Raw genomic sequence first — 17,687 nt, 5'->3', positions numbered from 1 at the left:
CCACGCCGTGCGAGGTCGTCGCGCGGGCGGCAGGAAGCATGAGCCGCTCGCCAGAGTTCGTCGTGGCGAGGACCGGTTAACGCTTTGAGCCACGCCATTCCTATTATTCTGTCCGAAAGTCAGTCAAGCGGTGAAATTTCAACCAATGACGGAATTGAGGTTTCGGGCATCGAGAAATATCACTGCTTGTGGGCGCGTTGGCGTCCGGCGAACCCTGCCAACTGGGCAGATGATCTCCATCCAACCGCTGCGCCAAAGGGTTCCGTCACGCTGCGTGAAGATCGCGTTGGCCAATGGAATGCCCGTAACCAGGGTTTCGGTCTTCATGCCGATGGAACATCTGGCAATATTGACAAATAGAGTCGAGTTTTATTCCGCATATCGGTCAGATAGCTGGTGATCTTGCTGGCGGCGGCCCTGCGGGGGCGTTGACAGCCGCCAGTCCAAGCGGGGGGAAGCGCATCAGGCGGGAAGGGCCGGCCTTCCCTCCGAAGAGCTCGGACACCACTATCAAGTCATGCGGATCGCAGCCATCCTCGCCCTGCTCTGCGCGGTCGCGTGCAGCTCTCCCGTCCCCCCGACGCCGTCCGTACGGCCCTCCCCGGCGCCAGACGTGCGGGCGGAGGCCACGCGGCTGGTCGAGTCCGGATCGTCGGGCGCGGTGGTGCACGTCAGGAGGGGCGATCAGACGTGGCAGGCGGCGGCAGGGCAGGCGGACACCGGGGTGCCGATGCGGACGGACCATCGGTTCAGGATCGCGAGCATCACCAAGACGTTCACCGCGACGCTCGTCCTGCAGCAGGTCGAGGAGGGGCGGCTGGCGCTCACCGACCGGGTCGACAACGTGCTGCCCGGTGTCATCAAGACGAAGGCGACCGTGGCGGACCTGCTCAGGCACACCAGCGGCATCTCCGACTACCTGCGCGACGAACGTTTCGTCAAGGACCTGGGCGACGGCGCCCACCTCCGCCACTGGCCGCCCCGGGAACTCCTCAAATATGCGGACAGAGAGGCGCAGGGCTATTCCAACACCAACTTCATCCTGCTCGGCATGATTCTGGAGAAGGTGTCCCGCAGGCCGTACCGGGAGCTGCTGAGCGAGCGCATCACGGGCCCCCAGCGCCTGACCGCGACCGAGCTCCCCACCGACGACCTGCCCAAGGATCTCGCGCACGGAAAACACACCGACGGCGTGGACAACGCCGAGCTGGACGCGTCGATCTTCTGGACCGCGGGCGGGCTGATCTCGACCGCGGCCGACGTGTCGAGCTTCTATCACTGGGTGTTCGCCCAGGAGGTGGGCAGGCGACTGCAGAGCGGCGGCTTCGGCATCTTCGCCGAGACGCTCGGCTGCGGGCGGCGCGTCTTCAGCCATTCCGGGTGGATCTTCGGCTACAGCGGGATGGCGATGAGCAGCGCGGACGGCGGGACGCAGGTGGTCGTGCAGCTCGCTTCCGGCCAACCGGCCGACGCCATCGCCGCAGCCGGACGGCTCATGTGCACCGCCGACACGGCCAACAGACGACGCCCCACATCATGAACGGCCGCTTCGAACGGCGAAATCACCTTGACTCCCGACGTTACCGGCCCGTCCTGAACACGCGCTCAGTCGTCAGCGGCGACCAGGAGCGACAAAGTCTTGGCGGGGCGGTCGATGCAGACCAGCTCGTGAAAGTCGACATGAACCCCGCCCCAGTCGTGAAAGGCGGCCCGGCCGAGATCCGCGAGCCGGTACCTCTCGGTGGCCCCCGCCACCAGCGGATGAACCGCATGCTCCAACCGGGCGATCAGCTCCGTCAGCAGGCGGGTGTCACCGGCATCTGCATGAGACACACCGAAGCGCTTGATGTCGACCAAGCGATATGCGTGATCCACGAAGAGGAACTCACGGAAGTTTGATGAATGTCTGATCCAGATACGTGAGCGTCTCTTGCACGTCCCAACAGTACTGGCGCGCCGTTCCCCAGGCGCGCTCTGGGTCCGCGGGCGATGGTTACCTCTCGATTGCCAGGTAAGGAAAAAAGTGCGATATGGGCAGGTCAAGCGGGGAGTGCAGGCTGGGTGTCATGACCATCATCACTCAGGTGGACTATGTCCCCTTTCCCGCGGACCCGCACAACCACAAGCCGGACTCCCGATATTTCCTGGTGCTCGATCCGGTCCGCCCGGACCAACGAAGAAGTGCTGATCGTCGACGAGGGCGAAGCGGAGGCCTACTACGACGGAGAATGGCAGCCGGTGGGCCCGGGCGCCGTCATTCTGGTGCCGCCGGGCGTCGCGCACGGATTTCGCGACAAGTCGGGGGCGCGGGTCACGTCGCACGCCGTATTCGCCGGTCACGTGGTCTCGGCCCGTCCGAAGGTCAAGCGAACCACCTGGAGATGTGCAGCCTTCCGTATGGAACGGCATGTCGCACGCGGCATCCACCATGACACCGGGCAGCTTGGATTCGGAAATATGTCTCCTACCGACCGGGGGCCCGATATGGCAGGCGAGTCGATCTCACTGGACGATCTGTTCGCACAACAGGAGCAGCAAGGGCTGCAGAGCATTGTCGAAGCCGTCGCCGACCGACCCGACCATGTCAGGATCACGCCGTATGCCGTGGGCGCCGGTCCCCTTCGTTCCTACGCCTTTGTCGTGCCGAAGGACGCCGTTGAGTCCGTCACCACCACCGGAGACCGCGACACCTGCTGCGGCAAGAACTCTCCGGTGGTGGAGGTCACCTTCGCCGACCCGATTCTGAACGACGTGCTCCAGCAGTTGGGCAGAGCATTCCCACGAGGCGCCACCCGGCGATCTCCACGTGCCGCCGGACCGGCCCCAGGATCTCGTCGGCGCCGGCGGGCGTGGACAGACCCTTTCCACTGCGACAGCCTGTACCAGGATTGCTTCGGCTACTGCCTGAGCGTGGCCCCGTACGGCAGCAAGGAATTCTACGAGTGCGAATCTGTTTGTGGCGAAGAATACTGGGAGTGTATGTGGGGATGATTTCCTGAGCAGGCTTTTCGTCCTGGGTCGATTCGAGGCCTATCTTCGGCTCAAGTCGTGCGGCCTCACAGCCGGGATTTCAGCACGTCGACCTCGCAGCCTGGCGCGGACGGGTCGAAGCCGTGCTCGACCAGCCAGCGGACCGCCAGCAGGCTTCGCAGCGACCACCACGCGCGGATCACGTCGAGGTCGACGTCGGCGCCATAGCCGGCGATGACGTCGCCAAGGTGTTCCTCGTGTCCGAGCGTCAAGATGGCGAGGTCGAAGAGGGCATCGCCCTGGCTCGCCTCGGACCAGTCGATCACGCCGGTGATCTCGTCACCGTCGACGAACACATGGGCGATCTGCAGGTCGCCGTGCGTGAACACCGGTGTCCACGGCCGGAGCGCGGCCTCGGCGACCTGGCGGTTGCGCGTGACCAGGCCGGCGGGAAGGACGTCGTTCGTGATGAGCCACTTGCATTCGCCGTCGAGGCGCGATGCGATCGCGTCAAGGCTGCGACCGGGCCATGGCGGCAGTGGCGCGTCGTGCAGCGTCCGTACGGTGGCACCCGCCGCGGCCCACGCCGCCGGCGACGCGGTCGACGGCTTGCCGAGGCGGCCGAGCGCCGCACCGGGGAGGGCGGCGAGCGCGAGCACGGGCGGCCTGCGCCACAGGACCTCCGGAGTCGGGACCGGCGCCATGGCCATCGCCTCGACCTCGACGTCGGTACGCGTCTGATCGGAATCGATCTTCAGGAACACCTCACCGACGCGCAGGGTCGCGCACTCGTGATGGGCGACGACGACCTCGACCTTTTCCACATCGGCGATTATCGCGAAGATGACCATCGACATCACCGGGTTTATCGCGTGCGACCGTGCGGCCGACCGGCGGCCTCGTGCACGCCACCGGCACAGTCGTCACGCCGCGCCCTGACCCACCTCGCCGACATCCGGTGCGGCCAGGGTCGCCAGGAGGGTCAGCGCGTCCGCGGACGGCGAGTCCGGCTCGGCCTGGTAGGTGACCAGGCGCTGCCCGGGCGCGCTGGCGATCGGGAAGACCTCCCTGCTCAGGCGCAGCTCCCCGACCTCCGGGTGAAAGAGGCGCACGCCGCGGCACGCGGCCCGGCCGGACCCCCGCTCCGCCCACAGGCGCCGGAACGGCGGGCTCTTGATGGACAGCTCACCTACCAACTCCGTCACGCGCTGGTCGTCGGGCGTCATGAGCGCGATCTCGCGTAGCCAGCCCACGGCGGCACCGGCGGCCCCGCCCCAGTCACGGAAGAACTCGCGCCCCGCCGGATCGAGAAAGACCATGCGCGCCATGTTGTCGGCGCGGGTAAACCGCCCGTGCAGCGCAACGGCGAGCGGATTGCGTGCCAGCACGTCCATCGACCAGCCCAGCACGTACGCCGGGACGTCCGTCCAGCCGTGCATGAGCCGCAGCACCTCCGGGGACACCCGCTCCGTCCGCGCCTGGCGAGGGCGGCGGGCGGCGGGACCGGCCAGCCGGTACAGCTCGGTCGCGGCCTGGTCGTCCAGCCGAAGCGCCCGGGCCAGGGCGGTCACCGTCTGCCGCGAGGGGCGCCGATCCCTGCCCTGCTCCAAGCGCGCGTAGTAACCGGTGCTGAGCCCGGCCAGCCTGGCGACCTCGTCACGGCGCAGCCCCGGCACCCGCCGTCGGCCCTCCACCTGTTCGGGGCGGATCGACGCGCGGTGGCGGCGCAGGAACTGCCCCAAGGTGTTGCTCGTGTCGGCACCCTCCATGGCATCGAGGCTAGGTGAGAGCGGCGGCAAAGGGAGCCTCAACGCCAGGGTGCACTTTTCCTAGGAAAACACGCCCAAACAGTCATGTCATGGATCATCGGGCATGCGTCCCATAACCTGGTTATATGAGCAGAAGCACACCTTTGGGTGAGTTCCTGCGGGCTCGTCGCGAGGCTCTCAAACCGCAGGACGTCGGCCTGCCCGAGTACGGGCGGCGCCGCGTCAAGGGCCTGCGCCGCGAGGAGGTGGCGATGCTGGCGGGTATGAGCAGCGACTACTACGTACGGCTCGAACAGGGCCGCGAGTCGAGCCCCTCGCCGCAGGTGGCCGAGGCGGTGGCCCGCGCCCTGAGCCTGGACGAGGAGGCCACCGAGCACCTCCACCGCCTGATCCAGCCGCCTGCCCGGCGCCGAACCGCCGCCGATGACCATGTCAGCCCGCACCTGCTGCAGCTCATGGACGGTTGGCACAGCTCGCCGGCGTTCGTGCTGGGCCCCGCCCTGGACATCCTGGCCGCCAATGCGATGGCCGTCGCCCTGCACGAAGGGTTCGCCGTCGCCGACAATCTGGCCCGCATGGTGTTCACCGACCCGGCCGGACGGGAGTTCTATCAGGACTGGGAGCGAGCCGCGCACTCCTGCGTGGCCGAACTGCGGGCCGCCTACGGCCACGACCCGGAGTCCGCGCGCCTCAACCAGGTCGTCGACGAGCTCTGCTCGGCCAGCCCCGTGTTCGCCGACCTGTGGGCCCGTCACGAGGTGAAGTCGAAGACGCAGGAGGGCAAGCACCTGCGGCACCCGCGTGTGGGCGATCTGCACATCCAGTTCGCCGCCTTCACCGTCAACGGCGCCCCGCATCAGCAACTCGTCGTCTACCAGGCTCAGCCCGCCTCGGCGACCGCGGACGCGTTCGAGCGACTGCGCTCCACCCCGATGTTCTCTTCCTAGGTGTGCTCTTCCCAGGAAACTCCCGGCCTTCATCCCTGCCCGTGAGCTGCACAGACTTGAATCTGTCAGCGGCGGGAGCCGACTCCCGCCGGAACTCTCGACAAGAGAAACACCAAGGGAAGAGACGACATCATGGCTACCTGGTTCATCACCGGTGCTTCACGCGGCCTCGGCGCCGAGATCGCCCGCGCCGCGCTCAAGGGCGGAGACGACGTGGTCGTCGCCGTCCGCAACCCCGACAGGCTGCCCGGCGACCTGCGGACCTCCGAGCACGTCCTCGCCGTCGCCCTGGACGTCACCGACAGCGACGCCATCCCCGCCGCGGTCCAGGCCGCGACGGACCGCTTCGGCGGCATCGACGTGCTGGTCAACAACGCCGGCCGCGGCCTGCTGGGCGCCCTGGAAGAGATCGGCGACGACGAGGCCCGCTCGCTGTTCGACCTCAACGTGTTCGGCCTGATCAACATGACCCGGGCCGTGCTGCCCGGCATGCGCCGCCGTGGCTCCGGCAAGATCGTCAACATCGGTTCGCGCTCCGGATTCGAAGGCGAGCCGGGAGTCAGCCTGTACAGCGCCTCCAAGTTCGCCGTCGCCGGGATCAGCGAAGCCCTCGCGGCGGAGATGTCGCCGTTCGGCATCCAGTCCATGGTCGTCGAACCGGGCGTGCTGCGTACCGACTTCCTGGACGCCAGCTCGCTGTCGCTGGCGCGCGAGCGGATCGCCGACTACGACGGCACCCCCGCGCACGTCACCCTCGACTGGGTCGACGACGCCAACCACACCCAGCTCGGCGACCCCGTCAAGAGCGCGGCCCTGATCTACGAGGTCACCGGCCAGACCATCCTGCCCCGGCACCTGTACCTCGGGCCGGACACCATCGATCGGCTCCAGGTCAAGCTCGAGCAGATCCACTACGACCTGAACACCTGGCGCGACAAGTCGGCGGCCACCGCGCACGACGACGCCGCCTGACGTACGGAGCCGGCGAGCACCTTCGCGAGGGCGACCAGCACCGAGCTCATCGGTGGCGTCAGACGCCACAACCGAGCATCACCGATCCCAAGAAACCGATCACCGGAAAGAAGAGGCACGACTCATGTCCGCTCTGCTCACCGGCACTCCGCTCGCCGGCCGCGTGGCCGTGGTCACCGGCGCCTCCAGCGGCATCGGCGCCGCCACCGCGCAGCGCCTGGCCCGGCTGGGGGCCGGGGTCGCCGTCATGGCCCGGCGCAAGGACAGGCTCGACGCGCTCGCCGACAGCATCCGAGCCGCCGGCGGCACCTCGATGGCCCTGCCCGTCGATGTCACCGAGCGCGCCGCCGTCCACGCCGCCGCCGACCAGGTCGCCGAGCGGCTCGGGCGAGCGGATCTGGTCTTCGACAACGCCGGTGTCCAGTTGATCTCCGCCATCGATGAGCTACGACTCGACGACTGGCAGCGCCAGATCGACCTGAACGTCACCGGCGTGATGAACGTCATCGGCGCCTTCCTGCCGCACCTGAGCGCCGCCGCCGAGGCGGGAAGGCCGGCCGACCTGATCACCACCTCCTCGATCGCCGCCACCCGGATCCTGGAGAAGTTCTCGATCTACTCCGGCACCAAGGCCTACATCAGCCACCTCACCAGGCTGCTACGGGTGGAGCTCGGCCCGAAGAACATCCGCGTGGCCACCATCGAGCCCGGCATGGTCGACACCGAACTGCCCGACCACGTCACCGACCCCGACGCCGGCAAGCTCATGGCCGACCTGATCGACCAGATCGACGTCCTGCAGTCCAGTGACATCGCCGAGACCGTGGCCTTCATGGCCGCCGTGCCCCGCCACGTCAACCTCACCGAGATCACCATCCTGCCCACCGCCCAGGCCATCTAGCGTCCGAGGAAGGCCCGACATGAGCCCCACAGGATTCTCCGAATACCCGCTGGACCTCGTGCACCGGCTGATCGAGCCCGGACCGGTCGTCATGGTGTCCACCTTCGACGGCGAACGCGCCAACCTGATGACCAACGGTTTCAACATGCCGATCGCGCACGGTGCGCTCATCGGGCTGATCCTGGGCCCGTGGGATCACAGCTACGACGCGTTGCGCGCCACCGGCGAGTGCGTCATCGGCATCCCCTCCATCGACCTGGCCGAACAGGTGACCGACATCGGCAACATCTCCGGCCGCGACGTCGACAAATGGGAGAGGTTCGGCTTCACCCCCGCACCCGCGGTTGCCGTCCAGGCGCCTCTCGTCGAGGAGTGCTTCGCCAACATCGAATGCACCGTGGCCGATGACAGGCTCGTCGACGACTACAACCTGTGGATCCTCCGCGGCGAGCGCGCCTGGTTCGACGCCGCCAAACGAGGAGCGGGCGAGTTCCATCATCGCGGCGACGGCACCTTCTCCGCCAACGCCGACACCCTCGACCTGCGAGACCACATGACCAAATGGCAGTACCTGACGCGCGACCGGTAGCCGCCACCGCATTCCGGCCCCCGGGGGGATCGGTCGCTCAGGCGGGTGCGCCGTTCAGGATCTCGACCTGGCCTGTGCTGAGGGAGTAGTACGCGCTGACCACGGCCAGGGCCCCCTTGCTCACCAACGGCGCGAGATCCGCGTTGTCGCGCAGAGCGTTCGCGATCAGCTCCACCTGGGCTTTGGCCATCGTCTCGGCGGGGTCGGCACTGCTTTGCCGCGCGCTCTGTTCGTAGGCCGGGCGCAGGGCGTCCGCGATCGCCTGGAGACTGCCCGGCAGCGGCCGGTCCTCTCGCAGGGCCTTGTAGGCGGCGGAGATCGCGCCACACCGCTGGTGGCCGAGCACGATGATCAGCGGGGTCCCACTGATCATCGGCCCGTACGCGACGGAGGCGGTGATGACGGGCGCCACGGTCACCCCGCCGCTCCGCATGACGAACAGATCGCCCAGGCCGGTGTCGAAGACCAGTTCGGGCGGGACCCGGGAATCGATGCAGGACAGCACCGCTCCATAGGGCTGCTGGCTGGTCGCCAGCAACTCCCGGCGGGTGGGATCGCGATCGGGATGCTGGAGGGTGTTGGTCACCCAGCGCCTGTTGCCCTCAATCAGCCGGTCGTAGGCGGCTTTCGGCGTTGCGGGGGACGGCGCCGTGAGGGCTGCGGATCCCGCGGCGTACCTGGTGTTGACCGCTTCGGCCGATGAGCAGCCGGTAAGCCAGGCCGCCGCCAGGACCCCGGCTCCGGTCAGCAGCGTACGCCGCTCCTGGCCGTCGGTTCGGGTGCTCAACGCGTCAGCGATCTAGCAGCGCGCCCGCGGGACGGCGAGTTCGGCCTTGGAAGGCGTTGGTGTCGGTCAACGATTCCGTTGGCCACGTCCACGAGCATGCAGGGGCTCCTTTACCGGGAGGGGTCGAGCTATCCCTCTCGATGTTCTCTCAACCGAGAGCCCGCCGTCACGCGAACGCGTGAAGCCGCTACTGAGAGTGATGGATTCGGATGGGCGGACCGACGCCCGCGCCGAACGGAAGAGTCAGCTCTCCTGCGTGCGGCGGCGGCGGACGACAAGGGTGGCGATCCCGATGGCGAGGAAGGCCCCGGCGAGGGCCAGGCCGGGGAGGATCCAGCTCCGGCTCCCGGCCGGCGGCCGTACCGCGCTCGGCGCGATCTCGGAGGTCGTCTTGGGGGTGCCCAGGGCGGCGATCATGGCGGCGTCGATCGGACCGGCCAGGCTGGTGTGTCCCGGGGTCCGCTCATCCCCCGGCCGCAGGGGCCCCGTGCCCGGCTCGACCGGAACGTTGCCCGCGCACAGCGAGGAGCTCAGGCCGACCCCCGGCACCTCCCCGGCCACCGCCGACGTCTCGGCACTGGCGAACACCAGGTAGCGCGTGCCCTTCTCGAACGCGTACCCGCACGAGGCACTGTCGACGTCACTGGCGAGCGTGAACTCGGCGGCGGGCGTGCCCTTGTAGACGTTGTCGGCACGGAAGGTGAAGACCGAAGGGGCCGGGGGACGGGCGTCGTCCGTGCGGACCGCCACCACGGTTCCGGTGAACACGGCCGTCGCCTGCTCGACCGACCGGGCCGGTGTCATCTGCGCGCAGGAGCAGGCGTGGGCCGCCGTGGAGGTGCCGGCCAGCAGGGCGGCGACGAGCGCGAAGAGCGCGAACAACCTGGATGCCATGCCCCCACGACGTACGGCGCCCGGCGCGCGGTTCACCTTGGGCCGCCCGTCGATGCCGCACGTGACGAAGAAGTCGGGGTGGAAACGGTTGAGGGGGCGGGGGCGATACACCGACGGGAGGCGGGAATGGAGTTGGAGTTGCTGGCCGGGTACGTGGTGGGCTACCTGGTGCAGAAGTTCGGGCGGGTGTTCCGGCGGGCCGACGAGGAGGTCGATCTGGCCATCGACGCCGGGATGGATCGGCTGCACGAGGTCGTGGCCGAGCGGCTGGGCGACGAGCCCGCGCTGGCCCGGCTCGAGGAGGAGACCGGGGAAGGGCGGCAGAGCCCGCGGACCCGGCAGCGCGTACGGCTGGCGCTGGAGGAGGCCGCGGACGGTGATCCCGAGTTCGCCGCCGAGCTGGAATGGCTGATCGATGACCTGCGGTCCGGCGGCGCGCAGGCCGGGGACCACGGGCTGGCGGCGGGTGGCGACGTCAGGATCGAGGCGTCACACGGCGGCGTGGCGGCAGGAGTGATCCACGGGTCGGTGTCGACGGGAAACCCTCCGCAGCCGGGCCCGTCCGACGCCTGACCGGTCCCGGCGCTGTTCAGGCCGATCGCGGCGGGATCGCGATCGGGACGTTGCACCAGCAGCGGGCGGAACCCCCGGCACATCCGGTACGGCTGGCGCCGCGGCCGTTGTGGCTGGCCGGGCGCGAGCCACTGCTGGCCGAGATCGGGGAACGGCTCCGCGAAGCCCGTACGCTGCCCACGGTGCTGGTGCTGCACGGCCTGGGCGGGGTGGGCAAGACGAGCACCGCGCTGGAGTACGCCCACCGGCATCACGACGAGTACCACCTGGTCTGGCAGCTCGCGGCAGAGAACGAGGTCACGCTCTCGAACGGCCTGTCGGAGCTGGCGCTGCTGCTGGGCGTCCGGAACCTGGTCGACGGCGCCGACCCGGCCGCCCAGGTTCACGCCGCTCTGGCCACCCATCCGGGGCCGTGGCTGCTGGTGCTGGACAACGTCACCGACCCCGCGGCGATCCGCGGGGTGCTGCCCCCGGCCGGACGCGGGCACGTGCTGATCACCAGCCGGTACGCCCACTGGCCGGCCCCGCTGGGCATCGAGGTGCACCCCCTCGAACCCGCGGTGGCCGCCGCCTTCCTGCGGACCAGGAGCGGGGACGACGACCCCGGGTCCTCCGGGGAACTGGCCGCGGAGCTGGGTCTGCTGCCGCTGGCTCTGGAACAGGCGGCGGCGTACACCCTCGAAGCGGGCCGCACGCTGGGGGAGTACCTCGCCCTGCTGCGCCGTCACCGCACCGAGCTGCTGAGCAGGGGCCGCCCCTGGGAGTACGACGAGCCGGTCTCCGCCACCTGGACGCTGGCCCTGCGACGGCTGGCCGCCCAGAACCCCGAGGCCATCGCGATGCTGCGGATCTTCGCCTGCCTGGGCCCCGACTCGATCCCGCTGCGCCTGCTGCTGCCGGTCGCCTCGCCGACGGGGCGGAGCCGGGCCGCCGCCCTGCTGGGGGCCCTTGCCCACGAGGACGCGGCGGTCGACGACGCCGTGCGGGCGTTGCGGGCGTACTCGCTGATCGGTCCGGTCCGGCAGGGGGACACCTCGATCCACCGGCTGGTCCGCCTGGTGGTCCTGGACCACGTGCCCGAGCAGCAGGAGTGGCGGGCCGTCGCGGCCGAGGTGCTGACCGCGGCGGTCCCCAAGGTGCCCGAGCACCGTCAGGACTGGCCGGATTTCGCCCGGCTGCTGCCGCACGCGGTGGCCGCGCTCGATCCCTTCGAGCCCGCCTTCCGGCGGATCGCCGAGTTCCTGGCGTGGAGCGGCGATTACTCCACCTCGCGCCTGCTGCACGAGCGGGTGCTGTCCGCCCGCCTGGACCGGCTCGGCCCCGACCACCCGGACACCCTGTGGTCCATGGACGACGTCGCCTTCGTGATAGGGCTGGCCGGCGGCTTCGAGCCGGCCCGCGAGCGGTACGCCGACGTCCTGGAGGGCCGCAAGCGCGTACTGGGCGTCGAACACGAGGACACGCTGACCGCCTGGGACCGCCTGGCCTTCTGGACCGGCAAGTCCGGCGACGCCGCCGCCGCCCGCGACCTGTGCGCCGAGCTGCTTCCCCTGCGCGAGCGTGTGTCAGGCCCCGAGCACCCCGAAACCCTGCAGACCATCGCCAACCTGGCCTGGCAGAGCGGCGAGGCGGGCAACGCCGAAGCCGCCCGCGACCGCCTGGCCGATCTGATCCCCGTCGCCATCCGGGTATATGGCGCCGACCGGCACGACACCCTCACCATCCGGGCCAACCACGCCCACTGGACCGGCCGGGCCAGCGCCCCGGCCACCGCCCGCGACCTGCTGATCACCGTCGCCCGTGACCGTGACCGCGTCTCGGGCGCCGAACACCCGGAGACGCTCGCCGTCCGCTCCGCCATCGCCCGCTGGACCGGCGAGGCGGGCGATCCGGCCCGAGCCTGCGAACTCTACGAGGAACTGCTCCCGGTACGCATCCGCGTCCAGGGCCCGGACCACGCCGACGTACGGAAAGATCGCGAGCGACTCCCGCACTTCAAGTCCCTGCTCGGCCGCTGAGCCCTGGGGGAGCGTGGCCGGGTGAGAGCTGACATGTCCGCATGACCCATGGCGGGCTCGGCCCTCCACCGAGCCCGCCACGCCGGCACCACCCTCAGCGCTGCAGGGTCAGCAGACCCGGCCGGTAGGGCAGGAGGCCGTAGTCTCCGCCCGAGCTGGGGTTGCGTCCCTGGTAGAGCAGCCGCAGGTTGCAGGGATCGACGGTCATGGTCTGATCGGCGCTGGCACGGATCAGCTCGCCGTGGCTGATGTCGTTGGTCCAGCTGGCGCCGCTGTTGACCTTGCCGGCGAAGGGATTGCCCTCCGTCGCGGCCTGCGGTGTCCACGAACCGTTCAGGCTGGTGGCGGTGAACGAGCGGAAGTAGCGGCCCTGCGAGCCGATCGCCTCGACGAGCATCAGGTATCGGTTCTGGCCCTGGAGCTTGTAGACCTGGACGGCTTCGAACAGGTTGTTCGTGGTGTCGCTCATGATCACCGTGGAGGTGGTGCCGAAACTGCCCGGGAAGTTCCCGATGGGCATGCTGGCCCGGTAGATCTTGCCGTTGTCCCCGGCGAAGAACAGGTACATGTTCGTACTGTCACCGATGAGCGTCTGGTCGATGGGGCCTGTCCCGGAGCCGGTGATGCTTCCGGAGAAGAGCACCTGTTGCGCTGACCAGCCATTCGGATTGGCAGGGTCGCTGGAGGTCCGGTAGGAGAACGCGGTTCCGCCCCACTGGTAGGCGAGCACCCAGATGTTCCTCGGGGCGAAGTAGAGGAGCGTGGGCGCGACGGTGGAGGACGACATCGTGTTCTGGGCGGCCGAGGCCATGTCGGACCAGTTGGTGAAGAGGCCGAAGTTCATCGAACCCCACCTGGTCCCCGTGTCGTGCGTCGTGGCGTAGACGAGATGCCTGCCGTTGTAGGGGGCGACGGTGAAGTCCTTGAGCGAGACCCATCCCGACTTCGGGGTCGCCAGCGAGCCCGTCGATGTCCAGCGGTACGTCGACGGAAGATCGCACATGCCGGTCGCCGTGGGCGTCGGGCTCGGGTTGCCGCCGCCGACCTGGACGAGTTGCCACTGCTGGTTGGCGCCGTTCCAGTCGTCGTACTGGACGATGTTGGCGTTGTCGGCGGTGGAGGCGCCCTGGACCTCCAGGGCCTTGTTGCTGTGGCGCGAGATGAACCTCACGTAGCCGTCCGGGCTGTCGGACAGCCGCCACTGCTGGTTGGTGCCGTTGCCGTCGGCCCACTGGACGATGGAGCCGCCGTTGGCGGTCGAGAAGTTGTAGACGTCGAGGACTTTGCCGGAGTGGCGGGACTTGATGCGGTAGTGGCCGCCGCCCGAGTCGACGAACTGCCACTGCTGCTGGTTCTGGTCGTTCCTGCCCCACTGGGTGATGCGGCCGCCGTCGGCGGTCGAGAGGTTGTAGACGTCCAGGGCCTTGCCGCTGTTGCGGTTGACCAGGACGTACCAGGCGTTGGTGTCGACGGTGGCCGCGTTGGCGGACCGAATCTGGATGGCGACGAACAGGCCCGCCAGTAACGTGGCCACCGTCGCGAGAACGGCCAGGGATCTGAATTTCACGATGTCCTCCGATTCATCCGGCGCGGACGAGCTGCCACTGCTGGTTGGCGCCGTTCCAGTCGTCGTACTGGACGATGTTGGCGTTGTCGGCGGTGGAGGCGCCCTGGACTTCCAGGGCCTTGTTGCTGTGGCGCGAGATGAACCTCACGTAGCCGCCTGAGCTGTCGGACAGCCGCCACTGCTGGTTGGTGCCGTTGCCGTCGGCCCATTGCACGATGGAGCCGCCGTTGGCGGTCGAGAAGTTGTAGACGTCCAGGACCTTGCCGGACAGCCGCGACTTCAGCCGGTACCAGCCGCTCTCCGAGCTGACGAACTGCCACTGCTGCTGGTCGCCGTTGTTGCGGCTCCACTGGGTGATGCGGCCGCCGTCGGCGGTGGACAGGTTGTAGACGTCCAGGGCCTTGCCGCTGTTGCGGTTGAGCAGGACGTACCAGGCGTTGGTGTCGATCGGCGCCGGGTTGGACGTGCCGCTGTTGAGGGCGTCGAGGGTGGCGGTGTAGGCGGCCTTCTTGTTGCCGGCGGAGTCGAACAGCAGGGGGTTCGCCCCGACTCGCCAGGAGTCGCTGTCCCGGATGCCCCAGACCGTGATGCCGGTGCAGCGGGAGACCGCCAGGCAGGCGCGGGTCACCGAGGCGAAGATGCCGGCCTGGCTGGCGCCGGAGGCGACGTCGAGCTCGGTGATCTGTACGTCCACGCCGAGGTCCGCGAAGCGCTGCAGGTTGGCCTGATAGTCACCGGACAGCGACGTGCCCAGGTGGGACTGGAAGCCGACGCAGTCGATCGGCACCCCGCGCGACCTGAAGTCGCGGACCATGTTGTAGACGCCGGTGCTCTTGGCGTTGATCCCGTCGGTGTTGTAGTCGTTGTAGCAGAGCTTCGCGCCCGGGTCGGCGGCGCGGGCGGCCCGGAACGCGGCCTCGATCCAGTCGTTGCCGGTGCGCTGGAGGATCGAGTCGCGCCGCCCCCCGCTGCCGCCGTCGGCGAAGGCCTCGTTGACGACGTCCCACGAGTGGATCTTGCCTCGGAAGTAGGTGGCGACCTGTGTGACGTGGTTGATCATGGCGTCGCGCAGGGTCGAGCCGGACAGGCTCTGCGCCCAGCCGGGCATCTGCGAGTGCCACAGCAGGGCGTGACCGCGGATCCTCATGCCGCGCCCGATCGCGTGGTTCACGATCCGGTTGGCGTTGGTGTAGGTGAAGGAGTTCCTGGACGGCTCGGTGGCGTCCCACTTCATCTCGTTCTCGGCGGTGACCGAGTTGAACTCCCGGTTCAGGATGTTCACGTACGTCGAGTCACCCAGTTTGCCGGCGGCCACCGCTGCGCCGTAGTAGCGGCCACCTCGCTCGGCTGCCGAGGCGCCCAACGTCGAGGCGGCACCCGCTTGCCCAGTGAGCGCCACCGAGAGGCCGATGGCGACCAGTCCGGTGGTGAGTAGGGACAGGAGTCGTTTCATGGACGGTTCATGCCTTTCTGCGTCGACGCCTTGTGCCGGTCAGGGGGTGGTGAGGTCGAAGCGGCGTACGGTCACCGCGCCGCCGAGGGACTGGGTGGCGTAGTTGAAGATCCCGAAGCGGTAACCCATGAAGAACTGCCAGGCGTTGTTCAGGGTGAAGGCCGGGCCGAGGCTGAGGAAGGTGCTGCCGTCGGTGCTGTAGGAGAAGCGGGCCTGCCTGCCGGAGCCGGGCCGGATGTCGGCGTTGACCCGCAGCCAGATCTGCCCGCCCGAGATGTTCGCGCTCGCCGCCTCGGTGCCGGTGCCGGTGGTCTGCCACGAGCCGTTCATGGTCAGGCCGTTGGTCATCACGACCCGGTTGGCGCCGTTGTCGCGTTTGACGCCGATCCAGGCCGACTGGTCGCGCAGCATGGCCAGCCCGGCGCGGTCGCCGTTGGTCATCTGCGCGTAGTCGAGTTCGATCGTCGCGGTGGACGACGGGCCCTGGATGCGGTGGGTGAGCGTGTTGCGGGCGTTGTAGAGGTCGCCTGTGACGGTCGCGGTCTGCAGGCGCAGGCCGTTGCCGGTGGAGAAGCGGCCGGTGTCGGGGTTGTGGTTCCATTCCCAGCGGTGGCCGAGGCTGCCGGAGGTGAAGGTGTCGGGGCCGATCATGGGCGCGACGGTGCGGCTGGTCTGGATGTTCGGCTTCGGGTAGGTGACGCCCCACCTGCCGTTGACGGTCTGCACGGACGGCCAGTCGTTGGTCCAGGTGATCGGTGCGAGCGCGGGGACCCGGCCGCCGGGGTAGGCGTCGACGAACGACATGTAGTACCAGTCGCCGTTCGGGGTCTGGACGAGCCCGCCCTGGTGGGGCACGCCGCCGCCGGAGATGGGGCCGGGCATGTCGAGCAGGACCTGGCGCATCTCGTACGGGCCCCACGGGGAGGTGGAGCGGAGCACGTACTGGCCGTTGGCGGGGCGGGTGAGCCAGATGTAGTAGTGGCCGTTTCGCTTGTAGAAGCGGGCGCCTTCCAGGGTGCCGACGCTGCTCGGGGTCTGGAACACCCGCTGGGCGCGTACTTGGCCGAGCCCGTCCGGCGAGAGCTGCGCCACGCTGATGGTGCCGTTGCCGTAGGCGACGTACATGGTGTCGTCGGTGTCGATCAGCAGGCCGGCGTCGTAGTAGCAGGTGTTGATCTGCGAGCGCTTGGCCCAGGTGCCGTCGACGGCGGAGGCGGTGTAGACGTAGGTGCGGTTGAACTCGACGCAGCCGATCCAGTAGTAGGTGTTGTTACTCGGCCGATGGTTCAGGCTCGAGGCCCAGATGCCCTTCACGTACGCCCGGCCGCCGTTGAGGTCGTAGGCGCCCGAGCCGAAGTCGAGCCTCGGGACCGAGTGTCCGGCGTACTCCCAGTCGACGAGGTTGTAGGAGCGCAGGATCGGCGCGCCCGGTGAATAGTGCATCGTCGAGGCCGAGTAGTAGTAGGCGTCGCCGACCCGGATGATGTCGCCGTCGGCGAAGTCCTGCCAGACGACCGGGTTGGTGTAGTCGCCGCCCGGATTCGGGTACCACGCGCTGGTCGTGGCCGACGTCTGGGGTGTGAGCAGCACGCCCACGAGAAGCAGCGACGAGAGGATCACGAGCACGCGCCTCACAGGAGCCTCCAGACGGCGGTTGCCAAAGTTGTTAGCGCTAACATTTGCCGGCGAGTACGTTGTCGCGGAGTACATCCGACGGTCCGAGCCGCCGTCAACACGGGGCCACCCTTGCCGAGCTGGGCATTGTCATCAGGATGTCGCCCTGCCTGGACATTCGTCCGGGAGGAGATCGCCCCGTGTCGCCCACGGGGGTGAAAGTTTCACCGAAGTGCCCAGTTGGAGACAGGAAGAGTTCGGGCCGTATTGAGTTAACTTGCTGTGGCGACACCGGCTCCGGCCGGAGACCGAATTGTGCCTGGATACGCTCCCGAGCTGATCGGCTTGGCCGAAGGAGAGTCATTCCAGCGGAAAAGAGCGGAGTTGGGGACCGAACTCGTGGTCCGCCAAAGCACGGCTGTCTTCGGGGCGGTCGAGAGCGCCCTGGATTAAGTTTCCGCCTGGCGAACGGTTGACGAGCCGTAGGAGCGGCTCTACGTTCCAGCAGGAGATGTTAACGCGAACAAGGGCGTGGTCATTTCCGCTATGGGAGCGCTCCCATTTGTTGGCGGGCCCCGGGCTGACGAGATCGAGCACCATCGGCCAGGAGGAGGAGACATGGCGCAAGACGGG

The 17,687-nt window shown here is 68.6% G+C and carries 17 protein-coding genes; 9 read left to right on the top strand and 8 right to left on the bottom strand.

Annotated features, from left to right (window positions below; genetic code table 11):
* The first annotated feature begins 84 nt into the window (after window positions 1–84).
* Entirely contained in the window at window positions 85–360 is a 276-nt protein-coding gene (locus AB0I15_RS52705) for a hypothetical protein (protein ID WP_358114599.1), read from the top strand.
* Between the two features lie 157 nt (window positions 361–517).
* Entirely contained in the window at window positions 518–1,540 is a 1,023-nt protein-coding gene (locus AB0I15_RS52700; protein WP_358114596.1) for a serine hydrolase domain-containing protein, read from the top strand.
* 65 nt (window positions 1,541–1,605) lie between these two features.
* Here the strand turns inward: AB0I15_RS52700 and AB0I15_RS52695 are convergent, their stop codons facing one another.
* The gene (locus AB0I15_RS52695) at window positions 1,606–1,857 is read right to left on the bottom strand and encodes a hypothetical protein (protein WP_358114593.1); all 252 of its coding nucleotides are present in this window, start codon (window positions 1,855–1,857) and stop codon (window positions 1,606–1,608) included.
* A gap of 324 nt (window positions 1,858–2,181) precedes the next feature.
* Here AB0I15_RS52695 and AB0I15_RS52690 point away from each other — a divergent pair, with 324 nt between their 5' ends.
* Window positions 2,182–2,991, top strand: a complete 810-nt coding sequence (locus tag AB0I15_RS52690; protein WP_358114590.1) for a cupin domain-containing protein — start codon at window positions 2,182–2,184, stop codon at window positions 2,989–2,991.
* Between the two features lie 65 nt (window positions 2,992–3,056).
* On the opposite strand, the gene AB0I15_RS52685 is transcribed toward AB0I15_RS52690, so the two are convergent.
* Both AB0I15_RS52685 and AB0I15_RS52680 read right to left on the bottom strand, forming a co-directional pair.
* Window positions 3,057–3,827 (bottom strand): aminoglycoside phosphotransferase family protein, encoded by a 771-nt coding sequence (locus tag AB0I15_RS52685; protein WP_358114587.1) that lies wholly within the window; start codon window positions 3,825–3,827, stop codon window positions 3,057–3,059.
* A gap of 66 nt (window positions 3,828–3,893) precedes the next feature.
* The gene (locus tag AB0I15_RS52680) at window positions 3,894–4,739 is read right to left on the bottom strand and encodes a helix-turn-helix transcriptional regulator (RefSeq protein WP_358114584.1); all 846 of its coding nucleotides are present in this window, start codon (window positions 4,737–4,739) and stop codon (window positions 3,894–3,896) included.
* 125 nt (window positions 4,740–4,864) lie between these two features.
* Between AB0I15_RS52680 and AB0I15_RS52675 the strand changes: the two genes are divergently transcribed.
* The 4 genes from AB0I15_RS52675 (at window position 4,865) to AB0I15_RS52660 (ending at window position 8,148) form a co-directional block, all read left to right on the top strand.
* Complete coding sequence (locus AB0I15_RS52675) at window positions 4,865–5,686, top strand: helix-turn-helix transcriptional regulator (protein ID WP_358114581.1); 822 nt, start codon at window positions 4,865–4,867, stop codon at window positions 5,684–5,686.
* A gap of 132 nt (window positions 5,687–5,818) precedes the next feature.
* The gene (locus tag AB0I15_RS52670; RefSeq protein WP_358114578.1) at window positions 5,819–6,658 is read left to right on the top strand and encodes an SDR family NAD(P)-dependent oxidoreductase; all 840 of its coding nucleotides are present in this window, start codon (window positions 5,819–5,821) and stop codon (window positions 6,656–6,658) included.
* Window positions 6,659–6,782: 124 nt separating this feature from the next.
* Window positions 6,783–7,559 (top strand): SDR family oxidoreductase, encoded by a 777-nt coding sequence (locus AB0I15_RS52665; RefSeq protein WP_358114575.1) that lies wholly within the window; start codon window positions 6,783–6,785, stop codon window positions 7,557–7,559.
* A 19-nt stretch (window positions 7,560–7,578) separates the two neighbouring features.
* Window positions 7,579–8,148: a flavin reductase family protein gene (locus AB0I15_RS52660; RefSeq protein WP_358114572.1), complete on the top strand. Its 570-nt coding sequence runs from the start codon at window positions 7,579–7,581 to the stop codon at window positions 8,146–8,148.
* A 37-nt stretch (window positions 8,149–8,185) separates the two neighbouring features.
* Here the strand turns inward: AB0I15_RS52660 and AB0I15_RS52655 are convergent, their stop codons facing one another.
* Window positions 8,186–8,935, bottom strand: coding sequence for a carbonic anhydrase (locus AB0I15_RS52655; protein WP_358114569.1), 750 nt, complete (start codon window positions 8,933–8,935; stop codon window positions 8,186–8,188).
* A gap of 243 nt (window positions 8,936–9,178) precedes the next feature.
* A complete protein-coding gene (locus AB0I15_RS52650) occupies window positions 9,179–9,940 on the bottom strand; it encodes a hypothetical protein (protein ID WP_358114566.1) in 762 nt (253 codons plus the stop codon).
* A gap of 15 nt (window positions 9,941–9,955) precedes the next feature.
* On the opposite strand from AB0I15_RS52650, the gene AB0I15_RS52645 reads away from it, so the two are divergent.
* Together AB0I15_RS52645 and AB0I15_RS52640 are read left to right on the top strand one after the other, a co-directional pair.
* Complete coding sequence (locus AB0I15_RS52645; protein WP_358114563.1) at window positions 9,956–10,402, top strand: hypothetical protein; 447 nt, start codon at window positions 9,956–9,958, stop codon at window positions 10,400–10,402.
* Between the two features lie 50 nt (window positions 10,403–10,452).
* Window positions 10,453–12,420, top strand: coding sequence for a tetratricopeptide repeat protein (locus AB0I15_RS52640; protein ID WP_358114560.1), 1,968 nt, complete (start codon window positions 10,453–10,455; stop codon window positions 12,418–12,420).
* 94 nt (window positions 12,421–12,514) lie between these two features.
* Here AB0I15_RS52640 and AB0I15_RS52635 read toward each other — a convergent pair whose 3' ends face one another.
* Genes AB0I15_RS52635 through AB0I15_RS52625 form a run of 3 tightly spaced genes read right to left on the bottom strand, consistent with a single transcriptional unit; the run spans window position 12,515 to window position 17,075 of the window.
* A complete protein-coding gene (locus AB0I15_RS52635; RefSeq protein ID WP_358114558.1) occupies window positions 12,515–13,987 on the bottom strand; it encodes a non-reducing end alpha-L-arabinofuranosidase family hydrolase in 1,473 nt (490 codons plus the stop codon).
* 13 nt (window positions 13,988–14,000) lie between these two features.
* Window positions 14,001–15,440, bottom strand: a complete 1,440-nt coding sequence (locus AB0I15_RS52630) for an endo-1,4-beta-xylanase (RefSeq protein WP_358114555.1) — start codon at window positions 15,438–15,440, stop codon at window positions 14,001–14,003.
* Between the two features lie 39 nt (window positions 15,441–15,479).
* Window positions 15,480–17,075: a glycoside hydrolase 43 family protein gene (locus AB0I15_RS52625; RefSeq protein WP_358114552.1), complete on the bottom strand. Its 1,596-nt coding sequence runs from the start codon at window positions 17,073–17,075 to the stop codon at window positions 15,480–15,482.
* Window positions 17,076–17,687: the final 612 nt, after the last annotated feature.

Origin of the sequence: Nonomuraea sp. NPDC050643 (assembly GCF_040654715.1) — a bacterium.
Taxonomy (GTDB): Bacteria; Actinomycetota; Actinomycetes; order Streptosporangiales; family Streptosporangiaceae; genus Nonomuraea.
This window is presented reverse-complemented; position numbering and strand designations above follow the sequence as displayed.